Consider the following 21,819-nt stretch of genomic DNA (forward strand, 5'->3'; position numbering starts at 1 on the left):
CCCAAGATTGGAAAAACCCACAAGGGTTGCGGCATTCCGTCACAAAAAAAACAAAAAAAACAAAGCCGCTGTTATCGCGGCCCTTGTAATTTTCTCTATTTGCTGAGTATGCTTCTGGAAATCACTATTTTTTGTATCTCAGACGTGCCTTCATAGATTTGGGTAATTTTTGCATCCCGCATCAATCTCTCCACATGATATTCCTTGACGTATCCGTTTCCGCCGTGAATCTGGACGGCTTCAATCGTCGTATCCATGGCAACCTGTGAAGCGTAGAGTTTAGCCATTGCACCACTAAGATCATAATTTTTATGCTGATCCTTGTCCCAGGCAGCTTTCATGCATAAATGTCTCGCAGCTTCGATTTCAACTGCCATATCGGCTAATTTGAAAGCGATGGCCTGATGGCTTGAAATTTCCTTTCCGAAAGCTTTGCGCTCTTTGGAATATTTCAGAGCCAGTTCATAAGCTCCGGAAGCGATTCCCAAAGCCTGGGATGCAATTCCGATACGTCCGCCTGCCAAAGTCTTCATGGCAAACGTAAACCCGAATCCATCTTCGCCAATCCGGTTCTCTTTTGGAACTTTTACATCAGTGAACATCAGCGAATGCGTATCAGATCCGCGGATGCCGAGTTTTTGTTCCTTTGGGCCGATTTCAAAACCAGGCATTCCTTTTTCAACTATTATAGCATTGATACCTTTATGTTTTTTATCAACGTCGGTTTGCGCGATCACGATATATACCGATGCCGTACTTCCATTCGTGATCCAGTTCTTGGTTCCGTTGAGCAAATAATGATCACCCATGTCGATTGCCGTAGTGCGCTGGGAAGTTGCATCACTTCCGGCTTCCGGTTCCGAAAGGCAAAAGGCACCTATTTCCTGGCCAGTCGCCAATTTAGGCAGGTATTTTTGTTTTTGCTCTTCAGATCCGAACGTCTGCAAACCCCAGCAAACAAGCGAATTGTTCACCGACATGACCACAGAAGCAGAGGCATCGATCTTGGAAATTTCTTCCATAGCCAACACATACGAAATCGTATCGAGTCCGCTGCCACCGTATTTCGGGTCGACCATCATTCCCAAAAAGCCGAGTTCACCCATTTTACGGATTTGTTCGGTTGGGAATTGTTGCTTTTCATCGCGTTCGATTACGCCCGGGAGCAATTCGGCCTGTGCAAAATCACGCGCAGCCTGTTGAATCATCAAATGTTCTTCAGAAAGATTGAAATTCATAACAAGTGGAAAGAAAAATTAATGTTTGTGTAAAAATATGCCCAAAGATAAATTTTTTGTTGGGAAATTCTCAATATTGATTTGTAATTTTGGAGCCGATGACAAAGGATTCATACAGGGTGATCGGGGTTATGTCCGGAACGTCGCTTGACGGGATTGACATGGCGCAACTGACTTTTACTTTTGCATCGGGAAAATGGCATTTCACTATCGGCAACGCACAAACTGTCGCTTATCCTGAAGATTGGGTCAACCGATTGAGAAATGCCGTAAACCTCGACCTGAAATCAATCGCAACACTCGACGGATCCTACACTAAGTTGCTTTCATCTGCCATTTCAAAATTCATTTCAGATAATAACCTGACCGATATAGATGCCATATGCTCTCACGGGCATACCGTTTTGCATCAGCCCCAAAATGGAATTACGATCCAAATAGGAAACCGGCCGGAAATTGCCCTGTTGACCAATCAAAAAATCGTCTGTGATTTCCGCGTCCAGGATGTGGAAATGGGCGGACAAGGCGCACCTTTGGTTCCAATAGGCGATCGTTTGCTTTTTGCCGATTACAACTATTGCCTCAATCTTGGCGGATTTTCCAATGTTTCGTTTGAAGACAACGACAGACGCATTGCATTCGATATTTCACCTGTGAACACCATGTTGAACAAATACGCCAATCTGGTCGGGAAGGATTATGACGATAAAGGGCAAATAGCTTCAGTGGGAAACATCATTCCCGAATTAATCGAAAAACTGAATTCGCTGCCCTATTATAAAACGACCTGGCCAAAATCTCTCGGGATGGAATTCGTCAATGCCGAAATTTTTCCACTGACGGATCATTATTCAGCTGACATTCCAGATTTGCTCCATACGTTTTGTGAACATATCGCTATCCAGACGGAATCGGCTTTACCAAAAAAAACGGGCAAGATGCTCATAACGGGCGGCGGCGCTTATCACGATTTCCTGATAGACCGGATAAAGCATCACCTGCCTCAAATGGAAATTGTCATCCCGGACAAAAAACTACTCGAATTCAAAGAAGCGCTCATTTTCGGCCTTCTCGGCATTTTAAAACTACGGAATCAAAACAATGTATTGGCAAGCGTGACCGGAGCTTCGCAAGACCATTCTTCGGGCCGCATATTTCTGCCTTACGACTAAAGCCAACAGACTATATTTGCAAAAACTACAAACGCATGAAAGAACTACTCAAAAAATTCGAAGATAAATCACCCGAAATCGTGTTCAACTGGAAAGATGCGGAAACCGGCGCCGAAGGATGGACCGTAATCAATTCACTTCGCGGTGGCGCTGCCGGTGGCGGAACACGCATGCGGAAAGGACTCGACATGAACGAAGTGCTTTCATTGGCCAAAACCATGGAGGTGAAATTCTCCGTTTCAGGACCAGCGATCGGTGGCGCAAAATCAGGAATCAACTTTGACCCGAACGACCCGAGAAAAGCCGGCGTATTACAACGTTGGTACAAAGCGGTTTCCCCATTATTGAAAAGCTATTACGGAACAGGAGGCGATTTGAACGTCGATGAAATCCACGAAGTGATTCCAATGACAGAGGAATGTGGTGTTTGGCATCCGCAGGAAGGCGTTTTCAACGGCCACTTCCGTCCTACCGAAGCCGACAAGATCAACCGCATCGGCCAATTGCGCCAAGGTGTGATCAAGGTTATCGAAAACCCCAAATTCTCCCCGGACGTTTCCAGAAAATACACAGTCGCCGATATGATTACCGGTTATGGCGTAGCTGAAGCGGTGCGCCATTTCTATAGCATTTATGGTGGAAACGTGGCCGGTAAACGCGCCATTGTCCAGGGATTCGGGAATGTAGGATCGGCTGCTGCTTTTTACCTCGCCGAAATGGGCGTCAAAGTAGTCGGAATCATCGACCGTGAAGGCGGACTGATCAACGAGAACGGGTTTTCATTCGATGAGATCCGTGATTTGTTCCTTGACAAGGACGGAAACAAACTGGTTTCTGGAAAAATGATTCCTTTCGCTGAACTTGACGCCCAAATATGGAACGTAGGTGCAGAAATTTTCGCTCCTTGTGCAGCTTCCCGTTTAGTAACCCAGGATCAGGTTGAGAAACTTATCGCTTCCGGCCTCGAAGTGATTTCGTGTGGAGCGAATGTTCCGTTTGCCGATAAAGAAATCTTTTTCGGGCCAATCATGGAAGAAGTCGACAGCAAAGTGAGCCTTGTTCCGGACTTTATTTCCAATTGCGGAATGGCCCGCGTGTTCGCTTATTTCATGGAAAAGAAAGTCCAAATGACTGACGAAGCCATTTTCTCTGACATTTCCGGAACCATCAAAAAAGCACTCGAACGTACTTACGAACTGGATTCCAATAAAAAAGGCATCAGCGCCAGAGCCTTTGAAATCGCATTGAAGCAATTGGTATAACGGCAATTTATTTTTAGTATTTTCGTTTATCCCGTAAAATATCCATCATGGCTATATCTGCAAACCAAAAAAAATCACTCGCGATCACTTCGGCGATTTTCGGCTTGTTTTTGCTCGTGCTTCTCGTTCTCAAATTCAACGATAGCATTACGGTAATGGCTGATCTTGAAGGTGGCGGAGGTGGCGGTGATGTAGCTGTTAATTTTGGCGATTCGGAATTCGGATCGGGAACCAACTTTGAATCGCGCGAACCCGTAAAGGCCAAAGCAAAGGCTGTCGAACCGGCAAAATCTTCTCAGGAAGAAGTCATTACAAGCGAAGCAGACGATGCGCCATCTGTAGCGGATATCAAAAAAGCCGACGAAAAACCAAAGAAGCCGGAAGAGAAAAAAGAAGCTCCGAAACCGGAACGCAAGCCTGATAAATCCACATCGAACGCTATCTCAGATTTACTCAACGGATCAAGCACAGGCGGGGATGGAGATGATAACCGCGCCGGAAACAAAGGCCGCAGCAACGGCGACATCAATTCCCGGGGCTATGAAGGCGGTGGCGGGTCAGGAACCGGAAGCGGCGGTGGAAACGGCTCCGGGCAAGGAATCGGAACCGGAAGCGGATATGGAAGTGGAAGCGGCGGAGGTAATGGAAGCGGGAGCGGAAACTGGAGCCTTGCCGGACGAAAATTAAGCTCAAGCAGCAAAGTGATCCAGAAATGTAATGAAACCGGAACTGTGGTAGTTGAAGTCAAAGTAAACCGTCAGGGAATCGTAACTGGGACAAAATATGTAAGAGGTACTACAAACACAGATCCTTGCCTGCTCCAACCTGCGTATGCCACGGCACGCACGTATAAATGGAACCCGAATCCGGATGCGCCGGAAGTACAGATCGGAACCATTACCATCAATTTTTCGGTAGGAGAATAACATATGGATTACCAGCAAACGCTCGACTGGATGTTCGCGCAACTGCCAATGTACCAGACACAGGGCGCATCTGCATTTCGCAAAGACCTCGATAACATAAAGCTCCTTTGCTCCTATCTAGATCATCCCGAAGACAAACTCAAATGCATCCACGTTGCCGGAACGAACGGAAAAGGTTCGACCTGTCATTTGCTCGCGTCTGTTTTTCAGCAGGCCGGATATAAAACGGGACTTTTCACATCACCTCATTTAAAGGATTACCGCGAACGTATCCGCATCAATGGCATTACTATTTCTGAGGAATTCGTAATCGATTTCATCGCGAAACACAAAGATTTTTTCGAGCGCAACAACCTGAGCTTTTTTGAAATGTCGGTCGGTTTGTGCTTTATGTATTTCCTAGAGGAAAACATCGACATCGCGATAATCGAAACCGGGCTTGGCGGACGTCTTGATGCAACCAATGTGGTTCATCCGCTAGTTTCTGTCATCACCAACATCGGCTTTGACCATACGCAATATCTGGGCAACACCTTAGAATCTATCGCCAGGGAAAAAGCCGGGATCATTAAACCGGAAACACCTGTCGTTATTGGCGAATATACGGCTGAAACCAAACCTGTATTTGAATTTACGGCCCTCGAAAAAGATTGCGAAATCTTGTTTGCCCAGGATATGATACTACCCGATTTTCCATCTGACCTGACCGGCGATTACCAATTCCAGAACAAACGTACGGTGTTGGCTTGCTTGCAGATAATTGAAAAATATACGCAATTCAGGATTTCAGATGATGCGATTAAAACCGGCTTCCTCAAGGTTTCTGATTCGACCGGGCTTTTGGGACGATGGCAGATAATTGGACAAAATCCGTTGGTTGTTGCAGATACCGCTCACAATTCACACGGCTTTCATCGTGTGATGACACAAATCGAGAATCAATCATATCAAAAATTACATCTGGTAATTGGCATGGTGAACGATAAAAACCTTGATGAACTATTGCCTTTGTTTCCTAAAGATGCCATTTATTATTTCTGCAAACCACAAATTCCACGTAGAATGGAAACCGATGTACTTGCAGATGCAGCGGAAATTTACGGGCTTCGCGGAAAGCGTTTCGATTCTGTTCCAGATGCTTACGAAGCCGCAAAACAAGCATCCTCTGAAAACGATATGATCTATATTGGCGGCAGTACTTTTGTCGTCGCAGAAATTTTACAATAATTTACTTTTTTGCTTGCATTTCTAAAAAAGCGGCTTATATTTGCATCCGCATTCAGGGCGATTAGCTCAGCTGGTTCAGAGCACCTCGTTTACACCGAGGGGGTCGGGGGTTCGAACCCCTCATCGCCCACAAAAAAGTCGAAACATTGTTTCGGCTTTTTTTATTTTCTACCTTTTTGTTTTTAAATTCAAATCGGGAAAATAGTTGCTGCCTTATTTTATTATGGAATATTACGCTTCCGATTTTGGGAAATTAGCGCTGTTGCTCCTCTTGATAATAGGTTGCAAAAACGAGACGCATCCTCCTAAAGAGTGGCATCAACCTAAAAAATTAGAGAAAGTCATCAAAGATGGCGACATTATATTCCAGACTTCTCTTTCGTCACAAAGTGAAGCGATACAAAGAGCAACCCATTCGAAATACAGTCACTGCGGGTTATTGTTCAAAAGGAAATATAAAAATGACGAATGGTGTGTCCTCGAAGCGGTACAACCTGTAAAATGGACGCCTCTGTCAAGCTGGATAAAGCGTGGAAAAGGGAAGCATTATGTAATCAAACGATTGACTACAGACCCGATGATCCCCGATTCGATGCTGGCTGAATTGAGAGAAATTGCCGAAAGTTATATCGGTAAGGATTATGACCTCTATTTTGATTGGAGCGATAAAAACGTCTATTGCTCGGAACTCATCTGGAAATCGTATTACAAACTCAATAGGTTTGAAATTGGAAAACTACAGAGATTAGGAGATTTTGATTTGTCTGACAAAGTCGTAAAGCAGAAACTGATGGAAAGATACGGCACCAAAATTCCAGCAAATGAATTGGTAATTTCACCTGATGCCATTTTTAATTCCGGCTTATTAAAAACCGTCAAAACCAATTAAAGATTTAAACTGGTCGGTAATTAAAAAAGACGCTCCAAACTGAAACGGCTTTTAAATTATTGTCTGTAACTATTATTTTGCAGAAACCTCAAACCAGCCAAATTGATTTCCGTCGTTTTCAAAAACCAATTTCACGCTTCCCGGATTTTCAAACTTTACATTTTTCACATTTGCCGTTTTCCAATCATTGAGGCCGGAAGTCGCCTTTAATTCTATGGTTCCTGCAACGTTTCCTTTTCCATCTTCAATCCTTACTTTTCCTGCTGCTCCGGAATAACGAAGCGACACACTGTAATTCGTTTTGGATTTTACCGGAATCGTATACCTGAGCCATTCCCCAGATTTGATATCGCCAACATAGTACCCATTGGAATCTTTGTCGGAAGAAGAATAGATGTCTACTCCATCATTACGGTACGCATGCCCGCTGTTCCATTCTTCCCTTTTTTGCGTATCGACCCATAGATTCTGGAAATCTGTATCTGAGTAAGCCGTGTTGTGTCCTCCAAAATCATAGTCGGATGCAAAAACTTTTTTACCAATCTGATGCTTTTTAAAGGGCTTGGCAGATTTATCGTGCGGCTGACGGAACATCGCGTCAATTACGTCGTACTGTATTTTGGTATTTTCAATTCTGTAATTCGAAGCGACCTCCATCAGACTTTTATAGGCGACATCGGCATCGGGCTTTGGACCTTTTCCATTCCAGTAATCAAGTAAATCCTGATAACCTTTGGTGAATTTGACATTTCCGAAACCGGCAAGGTTATCGATTTTCTTCATCGGCCACCAAGCCCATCCGATTTTATGCTTTTCGACAAGCGAAATGGCATCGGCAAACCATTGATTCGAATTTTCGCCACTCTCTCCAAGCCAGATCGGAACCTGATATTTTTCGCGGTAATCGAGCATCGTCTGAAGTGATCCATCATTCGTGTAATTCCAGTATTTATGGAAGCTGAGCGCCATATTGTTGTCCCACAAAGGAAATATGCCGCTGTAATTATTTCCCCAGCAATTTCCTTCAATGATGATCATGTGGTTCTTATCTACTTCACGGATAGCTTTAGTGAGTTCGATGTAGATTTCGCGTAACGGCGCATTTGACTTTTCATCGCAACCGTTCTGATTCGTTCCGGTGAAAGCCCAATTCGGTTCATTAATCAAATCATAAGCGCCAATCCACTTGCTGTCTTTATAGCGTTCGGCCAGTTTTTTCCATAGTGCAACCAATTTGTTCCGGTTGTCCTGACTTTCCCAAAGCGATGATTTTGTGGTGTCATAATCAGAAATATTGGCATCTTTCCCCTGTCCGCCAGGTGTTCCGTGCATATCAAGGATTAGGTACATTTGATTCGCGGCGCACCATTCAAGCAATTTATCGGTACGATCAAAACCTTCTTTGAGCCACGAATCCTTTGATTCTTCAATTGGCGGCGTATACAATTTGTAATGCATGGGTAAACGGATTGAATTAAAGCCCCATGCCTTTAAAGAATCAATGTCGCGTTTGGTAATTCCGTTGTCACGATACGCCTGATAGAACGCTTCGGTTTTTTCCGGCCCGATGATTTCCTGGATTTTTTCACGGATTTTGTACTGTGGCCCTGCAAAATCGGCTGTCTTAAGCATATATCCTTCCTGGAGCATCCATCCGCCGAGACCGAGGCCGCGAAGGATTACAGGCTTTCCGGAACCATCGACAATTTCAGTTCCTTTTTGATGTAGGAATTGGGCGTTCATGCTTATGGAAGCACAAACAAACAATGACGTCAGGATTGATTTCATCAGTAAACCAAGGTTTGTATAGCGTGGGCCGGAATATCTACGGCAACTTCCGAAGTCCCGATTATGAGTTTATAATTGACTTTAGCATCGCTCTGGTTCATGATTACGGAAACCATCTCACCATTTTGATTGCGGAAAGATGTACTCAGCAATGAACTGCGACTCACAGAAGTACTGAGGCGTTTTGCTTCCGGACGGATAAATTTCGAAAAGTGACCGATGTAATAAAATGATGGTGTGTAGATCAATTCGCCGGCAGCATCGGCATGTACGGGTGCAAAGCAGAAATTACCAACGTGGTTCGGTCCGCCTTTGTCATCCAATAAAATGTTCCAATCTGTCCAGGCTACGGTTCCATTATTGAAATCGTTGATCATGCTTTTGCCGTAGCGTTCCCCATTTGCCCAAAGCTGGTATTTTGTCGGGTCGAATTTTTCGATGCAGCCTTCGGTAAACATGAGGTTCACATTCGGAAAATCTTCATGAACCTGGCCTACGTTACCGAACATCGGCTCGCCACCTGCCCAAGTCTCGTACCAATGAAAACCCATCCCCCAAATATATTGTGCTGCATCCGGATCATTGAGCATCACACTGGCTCGGTTGTTCATAAGGTCGCGGTTGTGATCCCAGAAGATAAGTTTTTTACCTGGCAGATCTTTTTTCAAAGTCGGACCAAGGAAATTCTTTACAAAATCGCGTTCCCCTTCGGCTGTATAAATACAGGATTCCCAGATTTGCGTGGCCATAGGTTCATTTTGAACAGATAATCCCCAAACCGGAATATTTTCTTTTTCAAGTGCTTTGACATAAGCAACGTAATAATTTGCCCAACTTTGTGAGAATTCCGGAAGCAGTTTTCCTCCATGAAGCCTGTCTTTATTGTCTTTCATGAATGCCGGCGGACTCCACGGACTCACAAAAAGAGTCAGTTTGCCACCAGCTGTCGCGATGGCTTTTTTGAGTAATGGTATTCTGTATTTTTTATCGTGGTCAATGGAAAAGGTTTTCAGGTCTTTGTCCCCATCTTTAATGTAATCATACATATCGCTGCTGAAATCACAGCTGGCGATATTGGTACGCATAAGCGAATACCCAATACCGTCTGACTTATCGTAATAGGCTTTCAGGAATTCTTTTTGTTTTGCTTCAGATAATTTTGCGAAGACTTCAGCAGATGCATCTGTTATGGCACCGCCGATTCCCGTGAGTGATTGAAAAGATTTCGTCGGATCTACAAAAACACAAACCTGTGTTTCCAAAGGTTGTCGACTATTTTGAAAGCTGAGTGAACTGGCTGATTTGTCAATTCTCATAGCAGTATTTTCGGCTGTGGTGTAAACCGCGACCTTTTTGTTAAGGAAAGATTCGGCCGTTGATTTTTGGCCCAAGGCTGCCATACTGCAAAGTGACAAGGCTAAAGAAATGCTGCTAACAATTTTCATTTTAACTGATTGATGATTTAAAAAATAAAATAGCCTGTACCCGCAAGTACAGGCTATTTAGAAAAACTAACCCAAACAAATTTTAATCTATTCTTCTTACCTCTACGTTGGTGACTGTAAGATTGGCATTTCCTCCACCAGATTTTATCAGGAGATATACTGTTCCAGAAGTTGCAAACTGTCTAGTTTGACCTGAAACATCTGACGTACTTCCACATGGATAGAATGATGATAATTGCCCATTAAAAGCCGAACCGCCACAGCCACCCCAAGTATTGATCTGCAACAAACGTCCACCGGCCGAATAATCGCTGTTTTGGGTTGGAGCTGCATAATCTGCATAAAGCTCAAACCATGTATCTTGAAGACCCGGACTTGAAACAGTCATATCGAACTTGTAAGTATGTCCTCCTTCAACCTGGATTGGCTGATAAATAGCTTGTTGGTTGAAACCAGATGCCACCAAACTTGCAGAGCCATCATTAAAAGTCCACTGAGCTCCTGAAGGGCTGATATTGAGGATTGTCCATCCCGTTGACCCATCTAAAAATTTTGGATTGACTACAATATTTCCTTGTACTGGGTCTGAAACAGGTACGTGGACAGTTTGGACACTTTCTAAGCAATCCTGCCCACCGATTCCACAAACGCGATGTGTTATGGTATAATCTGCAGCATCCGGGAAGAAATAGTCCCTTGCATCTCCATCCGGCCCCGAAACCGACCCATCGCTCCAATAATGAGATGTGGCACGGGTTTCACCGGATTGGACACGATAATGGTTTGCAGAAACCTCTGTAACCGTAAAAGTCGCATCTAAATCCAGTGTGTTTATAATTCCGTTTCCATCACCGTCAACTTCTTCCGGAGAACACGCAGCAAGTGTCATTCCGGCCAATGCCAGAATACCCCAGAATTTTGTTTTATTATTTTTCATATACTTTAATTTAAAAACCAGGATTTTGAACAAGTTGTGTATTATTCAATTCATTCTGAGGAATTGGAAAGATTTCATCCACTCCCGCTGTGAAGCCTCTGGACCCTAAAGCGCTAGAAGCCTGTCCACTTCTAACCAAGTCAAAGAAACGGAATCCTTCTCCGGCTAATTCAACCCGGCGCTCATGCCAGATTGCATTCATACTTACCGGTACAGAAGGCATCCCGGCACGTGCACGAACCGCATCTAAAAGTGATTGGGCACGGGCTCCTGAGCCATTCAGGGCTTCTGCTTCCATCAGATACGAATCTGCCAGACGGATGATGTATGTATTTTGACGGAAATTGAGTTCTTGGGTTCCACCGTCTGTACTTACATCTGCAACCAAAGGCATAAATTTACGCAACCAGTATCCAGTATCGTCATAACAAGCATCATGATTATAAGTAGAAACGCTAGCGGTCATGTCGAAAATCGTAATGTCTTTTCTCGGATCACCGGCTTCAAATTCCGCAACCAGTCCTGGCAGCACAGGGTTGAACGACCATCCGGACCAAAAGTCTGGTTGCGTGTTGGAAACCCTCTGATAACCACGTGGGCCTACCATCTGATTTACAGTATTGCCTTCATCTGCACCGCTTCCCCAGAAAGTCCAGTCACTTCGCCCCAATTGGCTATGTGAAACCTCAATGATAGATTCAGCGTTGAAGTCATTGTCTCGAACCCACAAATCTGCATAATTCGGCAATAAGTGATAGCCATATTGACTGACTCCCCCAGGTGTGCCATTAACCTCGGCAAACTGAGCAGCAGCTTCGGTTTTTTTACCTTCGTAAAGATACACTTTCCCCAAAATTGCCTGGGCAGATCCTTTGGTCAAACGTCCTCCTTCAGTAGCAACATCTGTAATCATCATCGGGAGGTCATTCATTGATTCAGAAAGTTCAGTTTCGATGAAAGCATAGATATCTGCCGGTGGTGACTGGGTCACTGAGTAAATTTCTTCCGGCAATAATGTTTCCGTAATAAGTGGAATATTGCGGAACAGCGTAACAAGCTCAAAATAATAATAAGCTCTCAAAGTACGGGCTTCAGCAATGAACCGGGCTTTCTTGGCTTCGTCCATCGGGACGCTTGGAAACACAGACAGAACCTGATTGGCGCGGAAAATTCCCTGATAATAATCGCTCCAGAAACTTCCCGGAATGGTCCCAGCGGTAAGGCGAAATTTCTCGAAATCATGTATTCCCTGCCCGTCGTTCGCATTTCCACCGCCCGCAAGAAAATCATCTGAGCCGGAATTCATCATGATGATCATGTTGTCAAAACCACCTGAATTCTTTCGCAATAAATCGTACACAGACGCAAGCGCTGATAATGCTTCGCCTTCATCCTTATAATAATCTTCAACCGGTGTAAGTCCGGCAGGTTTGATTGTGGTAAAGTCTTCGCTGCAGGAAATCACGGTACCCGTAATAACCGCCATTAGCAGCAAGCTCCAAACAATTTTTCTTTTTTTCATGGTTTACAATTTTTTAAAGTTGCAGGTTTACGCCAAACATATAGCTTCTTGCCTGAGGATAATATCCACGATCGATACCGAATACATCGCCGCCGATTTCAGGGTCATATCCGTTGTATTTTGTAAATGTAAACAGGTTTTCACCTGTAGCATAGAATCTTGCTTTAGCTAATCCGATACGATCAAGGACAGATTTAGGTAAAGAATATCCTATTTGGACGGTTTTGAAACGCATATACGAGCCGTCTTTCAATTTAAAATCAGATGCGCGTGAAAAGTTTCCATTCGGATCATTCGCAGTTAATCTAGGATAAGTATTAGATGTTCCTTCCCCAGTCCAACGGTTCAGTGCTTCTGATTGCCAGTTCGCGGTTGTGATTTCTAGGCGTCGGTAACCAACATAAATGTCATTCCCTTGTGATCCTTGAGCGAACAGGTTTAAGTCAAATCCCTTATATTCAAGGTTAATATTGAATCCATAGGTAAAATCAGGGAATGGACTGCCAATTTTTGTACGATCATCTCCGCTGATTACACCATCTCCATTTGTATCCTGCCATTTGAAATCACCGGGAACTGCATCCGGTTGTATTGGCGTTCCACTAGCGCCAACATAACTGTCAATCTCTGCCTGGTTTTGGAATATGCCGAGCGTCTTAAACCCGAAGAAAGCATTGTATTCACCCCCCGGCTCGCTGCGTGAGATGGTACCGAATTGAGTTGACTGGACGTTTGGACCCTCAATGAATTCTTTGTCAGCACCAACACCTAATACCTTATTCTTGAAGTGAGACAAGTTTCCACTGACCCCAACCTGAAAGTCTCCAAATTTCTTCTTGTAAGATAGCTCAATATCAACACCTGTATTCCTCATATCAAGTACATTCCCGTAGGGACGTACTGTTGCACCTGCGTAACCCGGAAGGTTAACCTCGGCCAAAATCCCAGAAGTCGTTTTTTGCCAAAAACTAACATCAAGGTTGATATTTTTGAGTAGCGTCATTTCAAAGCCGACATCCTTCGAAATGGTTTGCTCCCATCTAAGGTTCGGGTTAGCAGGTCTCGACGGATAGTTTCCAATCGTCACTCCTTGGCCACCATTACCAAACACATAGTTACCTCCTGGCCCTATGAGTGAAAGATATAAGTTTTCTGCGCCATTAGTATTGTCGTTTCCAACCTCCCCGTAACCGGCTTTCAATTTAAGGAAATTAATTACGTTCGATTCCGGAAAAAACTCTTCTTTAGTTGGAACCCATCCCAATGAGAATGATGGAAATTTACCAGTTCTGTAATTAGAACCGAATCGTGTGGAAGCATCTGCGCGAATGATTCCAGTTACCAGGTATTTCTCTTTGTAGTCATAATTCAACCTTGCGAACAACGAACGGATTCGGTGAACCTGATTGGTGTAGGCATAACTTTCACGAGTAGACGGATCATTACCGAATTGAAATGAAGCCTCATTATAATCCTGGGTCGGAATATTACGATATGTTACACCCTGACCTGTAGCTCCCAAATCTTGATAAGCGGACTGTCCTACCAAGACGGTAGCATTATGTCCTCCAAATTCACGGGTATACGATAAGGTGTTTTCAACATTCCAATACAAACTTTTGTTGGTTTGACGGGTCAGGCTGTTAATCGACTGATTGACAATTGCACTTAGGTAAAATACCGGAGAAAACCCTTCGTAACCCCAATAGGATTGTTTACCACCAGCTTGTGATCTAAACTTTAAACCTTTTATTGGCATGATTTCAACATAAGCGCTTCCTACGAAATTATCTGCCCAATTGTATTGCCCCAAACGGGTTTTGGCATACCCAAGCGGGTTTGTCATCTCTTGTTGTACCTGATTTGAAATTCCGTAATATCCACCATCTGGAGAGCGAACCACGTTAGGATTTCCAGTGTAAACACCTGGATCTGGTTGAGTAGATGGATCATAAACTATTGCCGGTGTTGTAGGATCGAGGTTAATTGCTGATGACAACGGCCCACCGAACTCGCTGTTTGTATTCCCAACCCCCATTGTCTTTTCATGGGAATATGAAAAATTTTGACCAAAATTCAACCAACTCGTAATTTTATGCGTAGAATTAATCGTCAAGTTTTTTCTATTCCAGTTGGATATTTCAGGAAGCACTATACCTTCTTGATCCAAATAGCCGAACGAAGCATAATAAGTAGATTTATCATTGCCGCCACTAAAGCTTAGATTGTGAGATTGACGTTGAGCTGTCTTAAATATCTGATCCTGCCAGTTTGTTCCTGCACCATAAGATGATGGATTCGGGTAAGGCAATTGAGGAGTTGTACCAGCACCTTGGTTAAAATCATTCATATACATCTCGTTCCTCAAAGTTGCATACTGTGTCGCATCAAGCAAATCAAGCCTTCTAGCTGCTGAAGAAACTCCTGTATACCCATTATAAGTTACATTCATTTTACCTGCTTTACCTTTCTTAGTAGTAACCAATATGACACCGGTTGCACCACGGGTTCCATAAATCGCAGCAGAGGCACCATCTTTAAGGACTTCGATAGATTCAATATCAGACTGATTCAAATAAGCAATGCCACCATTATCCACAATGATTCCATCCACTACCCAAAGTGGATCATTGTTATTGAAAGTAGTAATGCCTCGTATTCTAATTGTAGAAGACGAACCAGGCTGGCCCGCATTTGCAGATATTGTAACGCCAGAAACCCTTCCCTGAAGCGTTTGTTCTATCCTTGTTACAGGCTGATCTTCGATCTGCGTAGCTTTTACGCTAGATATTGATCCGGTTACAACACTCTTTTTCTGAACACCATAACCAACCACAACTACTTCTTCGAGACTTTGCGAAGAAGGCATCAACTTGGCATTAATAACATTTTTACCACCAACGACAACTTCCTGGGTCGCAAATCCTATAAAGGAAATGACCAAGGTTCCGTTAGACGATACATTTAAGGAATACTTCCCATCAATATCAGACAGGGTTGCATTTTGAGTACCTTTTTCAGTAATGGTGGCCCCAGGAACGGGTAAGCCGGTGTCGTCAACCACATTTCCAGATACGTTGATCCGGTCCTGTGCTTGGGCCACAACTGAAAAGAACACTGCTGAAATACACAAAAAGAGTAGTTTTGTTAATTTCATTTTTCAGATTTTTTTAGTGAGTTAATTATTGATTTGATACAATATTATGGCATAAAATATACATTTACCAAGTGATAATCCTTACAAAAACACATCAATTATTAATTTTAAATACTACAAAACCACATCATTTTATTTATAATAATTTGATTTATAGTTATTTAAAAATATTAAAACCTTGTTATAAAAAATATATCATTAATAAAATAACACTACAAATTGGAATTTATGACTTACATCGATGTAGTTGCGAATTCAATATATTTGCTATATGACTCACTTTTTTCGAATATCGTTGTTGCTCATTTGTATTGGTCTTAATGCCCAGATCAAAACTGCAGGACAGCCAGTAATAAAGAACTTTACAAAATCCCAATACAACGGAGGAACACAAAGTTGGAAAATTGCCCAGTCAAGCAACGGAAGCATATATATGGCAAACAATGCCGGTCTGTTGGAATTCGACGGATCTTACTGGCATACTTATCCTTTGCCTTCGAACAATGGCATGCGGGCTTTACGCATATCCAATGATACCATTTATATAGGTGGCTATAATGAATTTGGCTATTTCAAGTCAGGAGCAAATGGCTTGCTGACTTACACTTCACTATCGGCATTATTGCCAAAAGAAGAAAAGCTGCTTATTGATAATATCTGGAAAATACACAGTTATAAAGGCAGAATCATCTTTCAGTCTTTTGACCGGAATTATGTTTACTATAAAAAGATTCTTAAAACTGAAGATGCGCCTGGAAAATTTCAGTTTTCATTCTCAATTGGAAATAAACTGATTATCCAGGACATTGAAACCGGTTTATTTGAGTACACTTTGAATGGCCTAATCCCTTTGCCAAATACTTCTAAACTAAAGAGTACAGAAATTTGGTCAGCATTGTATCTCGATAAAAAGAGCCTACTTCTTGCCACTCTAGACAAGGGCCTCCTTTTATATAATGGAAATGACATTACTGAATTCAAATCTGAAGCAAACGACTTCCTTAAAAAGAACAGTTGTCTGGGAGCCGAATTCATAGATAAAGATTACATCGTATTCAACTCTGTATTAAATGGAGTCATAATTACTGACAGGCGTGGAAAAATCATTCAGCATATAAATCAGGAAAACGGTCTTCAGAACAACACCGTATTAAGTTCATACGTTGATCGCGACAAAAACCTATGGCTTGGCCTGGACAACGGAATCAGTCTGATAGTAGAGAATACACCTCTTACTTTTTTAGGCTCAAATTATAACCTGAGTACCGTTTATGCCTCTGTCATTTACAACAAAATACTTTATGTAGCTACAAACCAAGGTCTTTTCATGCACAAATGGGATGACAGCTTCTTTTACGACCCATTCAAATTAGTTTCAGGGACAACAGGACAAGCATGGAATATTGAAATAGTAAATGGCATTTTATTATGCAGTCACAACAGAGGCCTAATGAAAATCGAAGGTTCTGCTGCTACAGAAATAATCGATGCCGACGGTTATTGGGGAGTAAAGCCTATTCCTGATAAACCCGGTAAATACATCGGGGCAAACTACAGTGGCTTTAGCGTACTATCGAATGCAGGAAAAACACTTAGGCTTGACACAAAGTTACAAGGCATCGCAAAATCCATAAATACGTTTGACGTCGATGGAACCATTGTTTGGCTCAGAAAAGACAATATCCTTTACAAGTGCAGCCTAAGTTCAAATCTAAGCGAATTCAAATCCATAAAGGCGATAGAACATTTGTACCCAAAGGATGCAGGAATAACAAGTCTTCAGCGGATAAACGGACAATTGACCTTTCAGTCGGAAAATCGCTTCTTTACTTATGACCTGAATAAACAATCATTTGGTGAAATCACCTCGTTGTCATCACTTTTTTCCAAAATCCCACCAATACGCATGGCAACACAGGATAGATTTGGCAATATCTGGTTTTCCTATAAGGAAAGTTTTGGCTTACTCAAGAAGAATAATACGGGATACGAACCGATACTTTCACCCTTTTCATCGATTCGCGGGCTTTTGGTTACCGATTATATTTCCGTCAACGCCAATACAGCTAATGACATATTAATTGGACTCACAAATGGCTTGGCACACTACGATTCACAGTTGAATACGCGTCATTCAAGGCCATCTGCAATAATCAGGAGTTTTGTGACGGTAAAAGACAGTACTGCCATTTCGCGCTTGAAAGCTGGTGCATTGGAACCAGATATTCCGTTCCGAAACAATAACGTCCGGTTTACGTTTTCTTCTCCGCAATTTGACAATCTTGAAAACATTGAATTTTCATACCGTTTGAATGGATTTGAAGAAGATTGGAGCCGATGGACAAGCGCAACAAATAAGGAATACACCAATTTACACGAAGGCGATTATACCATGGAACTCAGGACCAGAAATACTTTTGGAGAGATTTCGCCTACGTGCACGTTCTCATTCAGCGTATCGCCTCCGTGGTACAGGCATTGGTTGGCATATGTACTTTATTTATGCATGCTTGCAGCTGCCGCGTATTTTACAAACCACAGAATACAGTTGCACATTCGGCGAAACAAATATTTCGAAACCGTAGAACAGCGCCGGATCTATCTTGAAAAAGAAGCCAAAATACGCCAGGATCAACTGGAACTTGAAAAACAAATTGAGCAATTAAAGAATGAAAAGCTCCGGATGCGCATCATTTCAAAAGACAAAGAACTCGTCAACAACTCGCTCCAGGTTGTCAAAAAGAACAAAATTCTGAATGGCATCATTCATAAAATGAAAGAAATAGACTCTGAAAGACTCGATGAGACCGCGCGTTTTCAGTTAGGAAAAGTAAATAAAAGCATCCTGAAGGAAGTCAATGCAGACAAAAGCTGGAAAGATCTTGAAAAACACATCCGGAACGTACATTTTGAATTCCTCAAAAGATTAAAGGAGAAACATCCGGCAATTACACCAAGGGAATTGGATTTGTCTACCTACCTGCTCATGAATATGTCCACAAAGGAAATTGCGGAAATCATGAATATATCTTCAGGCGGTGTTGAACTAGCACGTTACAGACTCAGAAAGAAACTCGAATTGGCCAAGAATGAAAACCTGACCGGATTTTTAATGTCAATTTAAGAAATATGGTCAAGAATACGTTCGAGCGCCATTCCCCGTGACCCTTTTATCAAAATATTTTTTCCGTGTAACTCTAAAAAAGAAATCGTTTCTAAAAAAGAAGCGAGGCTGTTATGAAAATGAATTGAGACCGATTGATTCTTATGAGCATAAAAATATGGACCTATAAGATGCACTTCTACATTTGAAATATCAGCCAATCGTTGAACCAAATTCAAATGTTCAGCATCACTTTCATTACCCAGCTCAAACATATCACCCAGAAACATTACTTTAGGTTCTGATGAAGAAAGCTGGACAAAATTTGAAATGGCGACATCCATGCTGCTAGGATTAGCGTTGTAAGCGTCGAGAATTATTTTATTTCCGCCTTTTTCCAATATCTGCGACCGATTATTATTCGGAATATATGCAGCAATTGCGGTTCCAATCAAAGAAGGCTCAAGGCCAAAAAAATTGCCTATGGCTATTGCTGCGCCTACATTTGTAGCATTGTATAAACCTATCAGATTACTGTCTACTTCGCCTTTTTCCCAATAAACCGAGACATACGGATCAGCAACTACACTATTTATTTTAACTTCTGAATCTGCCGACTTTCCAAAAGTGCAACGGTGCATTCCATTAGATTTTTCCATTTGGATAGAATCATCTGAATTGACGAAAACCAGTTTATCTTTCGTCCTCAGATAATCATATAATTCGCTTTTACCTTTGATAACACCTTCAACCCCACCGAAACCTTCAAGATGCGCTTTGCCAAAGTTCGTAATGTATCCGAAATCAGGTTCTGCAATGGCGCATAACTGTGAAATTTCTCTTTGATGGTTCGCTCCCATTTCAACGATTCCCAATTGAGTCTCAGCCGTAAATTTCAATATCGTCAGCGGGACACCTATATGATTATTAAGGTTTCCGATGGTGGCCGATGTTTTAAACTTCTGGCTCAGCACGGCATGGATAAGTTCTTTCGTAGTTGTCTTTCCATTGCTTCCGGTCAATGCGATAACAGGTAAGGCCAAAAAGTTTCGATGGAAATTTGCAAGCTGTTGTAAAAATGAGAGTCCGTCTTCAACTAAAATAGTCCTGCTTCCAGTAACCTTTGAAGGATTATCAATTACTGCATAAGCCGCCCCTTTTTCAAGAGCTTCAGCTGCAAAAGAATTGGCATCGAAATTATCGCCTTTAAGAGCTACAAACAGACAACCAGCCTCAATACGGCGTGTATCTGTACAAACCCCCGAGGATTCAAGGAAAAGTTTATGGATTTCAGAAATGTCCATGTCAAAAAAAAGCCCTTTTTCAAGGGCTCATATATTAGTTACGTTTTGCTTTTTTCTTTTTATCCGACTTAGGACCTACGCGTGACATGGCACAGCGGAAACCAATATAATCGGTTGCCATATCCTGAGGGAAGTAACGACGCTGAGCCGGATCAAGCCAGTAAGCTCTGTCTCTCCATGAGCCTCCTTTATAAACACGGACATCATCATTTATAAGTGTCGTACGCTTGTTAGAGTTGTCAAACTTACGAACCATATTACCCAAAGAATCACCGGATACGTTATGTTGAGGAGAGTTGTACATTTTGCTGCTGTTGGCATCCTCAGGTTTTTCCTGGTCTTCTGATCCGAATTTAAAATCCCTTCTCGACGGTTTGTCTCCATCACGGTAATTACGGTTATCACTCTGACTGAAGTTCACGCGCAGATACGTTTCGTTTTGATCGACAGGCACAGTAGCTAATTCACCAGGGAAATTGCGTGCAATGATCTTTCCATTTGCAAGCGTATCGTATTTAATATTTTCGGTTGTAACGATTTCATATTTACCGTCTTCCCCAATTTTATTTTTGGTGTAGACGTTACCACGATAATAATTGAAGTCATTCGCTTCGTCGTCTACCATAGGACGATAAACGTCGGCAACCCATTCTGCAACGTTACCAGCCATGTCATACAAACCGAAATCATTTGGCGGATATGCTTTGGCTTTGTTAGTGATATCAGCGTTGTCATCTGACCATCCGGCAATTCCACCATAGTCACCTTTACCTTGTTTGAAGTTAGCCAATTGATCACCACGTACTTTACGCTTGCCTGAACGGGTATAGCTACCCGACCATGGATATTTCTTTTGTCCTTTGTAGATATTGTATTCGCGTTGTCCTACGTCTGCAGCAGCTGCATATTCCCATTCTGCTTCGGTCGGAAGCCTGTAATCTGGCAAAATCAAACCAGATGTACGTTGAGCATAAACATTAGTACTGTCTTTAGATGCACGACCACGACCTTTTTTAAGTACAAGCTCTTCATCACCACCCATTGTTTTGGTTGGGGCCGCCAAATAGGTATCAGTGCTGAAAGATTTACCGGCTTCAGCTTCTAGCTTACCACCTTTTTTAAGGTATTTGTTGTCTTCGAGGGTTTTTTCGTTTACACGGTCTGTTCTCCAACGGCTAAATTCAACAGCCTGGATCCAGTTGACACCAACTACCGGATACTCTGCATAAGCCGGATGGCGCAGGTAATTGTTGGTCATGGTCTCGTTATAACCCAAACGGTTTCTCCAAACCAATGTGTCCGGACAAGCACCTTCATAAATGTTTTTGTAGTTCTCCTGGTCCGGCGGATAGATGCGCTTGAGCCAGTCGAGGTATTCCATATACATAATATTGGTTACCTCAGTTTCGTCCATGTAGAAAGACTGGACGTGTTGCTGGTTCGGGGAGTTATTCCAGTCGTGCATAACATCGTCCTGAACCTTACCCATTGTAAATGTCCCACCTTCAACAAGTACAAGACCAGGGGCGGTCGCTTGCTTCTTGAATTTGGAATTGTGCTGAAAACCTCCGGCTTTGTCGTTGATTTTCCATCCTGTGGCACTCGAAACATTCTTCGAGGATCCCTTACTGCAACCAGTAAGACTTAAGGCTATAGCTGCGACAACTAAGACCTTGAATGCCATGATTCTGTTTACTTTCATAATCTTTAGTAGGTAAAAATTTGTGGCGCAATATAGCAATTAACCATTACATCACAATACAAAATGAAAAAATTAATGTTCGTCATATCTCCCGGACTGCCCAAAGAGTAAGCATCAACGCATTTTTGAATCCTTTTAGTATGGTCA

Annotated in this window: 14 protein-coding genes and 1 tRNA gene; 7 read left to right on the forward strand and 8 right to left on the reverse strand. The window is 42.5% G+C overall.

All coding sequences use genetic code 11. The features are described from left to right. Nucleotides 1-95: 95 nt before the first annotated feature. The gene (locus G6047_RS16560; RefSeq protein WP_169528733.1) at nt 96-1,238 is read right to left on the reverse strand and encodes an acyl-CoA dehydrogenase; all 1,143 of its coding nucleotides are present in this window, start codon (nt 1,236-1,238) and stop codon (nt 96-98) included. A gap of 98 nt (nt 1,239-1,336) precedes the next feature. Between G6047_RS16560 and G6047_RS16565 the strand changes: the two genes are divergently transcribed. The 6 genes from G6047_RS16565 (at nt 1,337) to G6047_RS16590 (ending at nt 6,714) form a co-directional block, all read left to right on the forward strand. Continuing rightward, nucleotides 1,337-2,410, forward strand: coding sequence for an anhydro-N-acetylmuramic acid kinase (locus tag G6047_RS16565; RefSeq protein ID WP_169528734.1), 1,074 nt, complete (start codon nt 1,337-1,339; stop codon nt 2,408-2,410). A 35-nt stretch (nt 2,411-2,445) separates the two neighbouring features. Beyond that, on the forward strand, nt 2,446-3,672 hold the full coding sequence (locus tag G6047_RS16570; protein WP_169528735.1) for a Glu/Leu/Phe/Val dehydrogenase dimerization domain-containing protein: 1,227 nt from the start codon (nt 2,446-2,448) through the stop codon (nt 3,670-3,672). A 47-nt stretch (nt 3,673-3,719) separates the two neighbouring features. Further along, the gene (locus tag G6047_RS16575) at nt 3,720-4,598 is read left to right on the forward strand and encodes an energy transducer TonB (RefSeq protein WP_169528736.1); all 879 of its coding nucleotides are present in this window, start codon (nt 3,720-3,722) and stop codon (nt 4,596-4,598) included. Between the two features lie 3 nt (nt 4,599-4,601). Further along, nucleotides 4,602-5,825, forward strand: a complete 1,224-nt coding sequence (locus G6047_RS16580; protein WP_169528737.1) for a bifunctional folylpolyglutamate synthase/dihydrofolate synthase — start codon at nt 4,602-4,604, stop codon at nt 5,823-5,825. Nucleotides 5,826-5,880: 55 nt separating this feature from the next. Next, nucleotides 5,881-5,955 (forward strand) — tRNA-Val (locus G6047_RS16585). Nucleotides 5,956-6,087: 132 nt separating this feature from the next. Beyond that, nucleotides 6,088-6,714, forward strand: coding sequence for a YiiX family permuted papain-like enzyme (locus tag G6047_RS16590; RefSeq protein WP_211165471.1), 627 nt, complete (start codon nt 6,088-6,090; stop codon nt 6,712-6,714). Between the two features lie 72 nt (nt 6,715-6,786). On the opposite strand, the gene G6047_RS16595 is transcribed toward G6047_RS16590, so the two are convergent. The 5 genes from G6047_RS16595 to G6047_RS16615 all read right to left on the reverse strand — a co-directional run bounded on the left by G6047_RS16595 (nt 6,787) and on the right by G6047_RS16615 (nt 15,563). Continuing rightward, on the reverse strand, nt 6,787-8,502 hold the full coding sequence (locus G6047_RS16595) for a cellulase family glycosylhydrolase (RefSeq protein WP_169528738.1): 1,716 nt from the start codon (nt 8,500-8,502) through the stop codon (nt 6,787-6,789). Next, nucleotides 8,502-9,947 carry a glycoside hydrolase family 30 protein gene (locus G6047_RS16600; protein WP_169528739.1) on the reverse strand — a complete coding sequence of 482 codons (1,446 nt, stop codon included), beginning with the start codon at nt 9,945-9,947 and terminating at the stop codon, nt 8,502-8,504. The genes G6047_RS16595 and G6047_RS16600 overlap by 1 nt, the downstream gene beginning before the upstream one ends. 82 nt (nt 9,948-10,029) lie before the next feature. After that, a complete protein-coding gene (locus G6047_RS16605; protein ID WP_169528740.1) occupies nt 10,030-10,884 on the reverse strand; it encodes a hypothetical protein in 855 nt (284 codons plus the stop codon). Between the two features lie 10 nt (nt 10,885-10,894). Continuing rightward, entirely contained in the window at nt 10,895-12,406 is a 1,512-nt protein-coding gene (locus tag G6047_RS16610) for a RagB/SusD family nutrient uptake outer membrane protein (RefSeq protein WP_169528741.1), read from the reverse strand. 13 nt (nt 12,407-12,419) lie between these two features. Next, nucleotides 12,420-15,563: a SusC/RagA family TonB-linked outer membrane protein gene (locus G6047_RS16615; RefSeq protein ID WP_169528742.1), complete on the reverse strand. Its 3,144-nt coding sequence runs from the start codon at nt 15,561-15,563 to the stop codon at nt 12,420-12,422. 271 nt (nt 15,564-15,834) lie between these two features. On the opposite strand from G6047_RS16615, the gene G6047_RS16620 reads away from it, so the two are divergent. After that, complete coding sequence (locus tag G6047_RS16620; RefSeq protein ID WP_169528743.1) at nt 15,835-18,687, forward strand: helix-turn-helix and ligand-binding sensor domain-containing protein; 2,853 nt, start codon at nt 15,835-15,837, stop codon at nt 18,685-18,687. Here the strand turns inward: G6047_RS16620 and G6047_RS16625 are convergent. Then, on the reverse strand, nt 18,684-19,970 hold the full coding sequence (locus tag G6047_RS16625; RefSeq protein ID WP_169528744.1) for a UDP-N-acetylmuramoyl-tripeptide--D-alanyl-D-alanine ligase: 1,287 nt from the start codon (nt 19,968-19,970) through the stop codon (nt 18,684-18,686). The genes G6047_RS16620 and G6047_RS16625 overlap by 4 nt on opposite strands. Before the next feature lie 34 nt (nt 19,971-20,004). Continuing rightward, a complete protein-coding gene (gldJ, locus tag G6047_RS16630; protein WP_169528745.1) occupies nt 20,005-21,672 on the reverse strand; it encodes a gliding motility lipoprotein GldJ in 1,668 nt (555 codons plus the stop codon). Nucleotides 21,673-21,819 lie beyond the last annotated feature (147 nt).

The organism is Flavobacterium silvaticum (assembly GCF_012911565.1).
In the GTDB taxonomy this organism is placed as follows: Bacteria; Bacteroidota; Bacteroidia; order Flavobacteriales; family Flavobacteriaceae; genus Flavobacterium; species Flavobacterium silvaticum.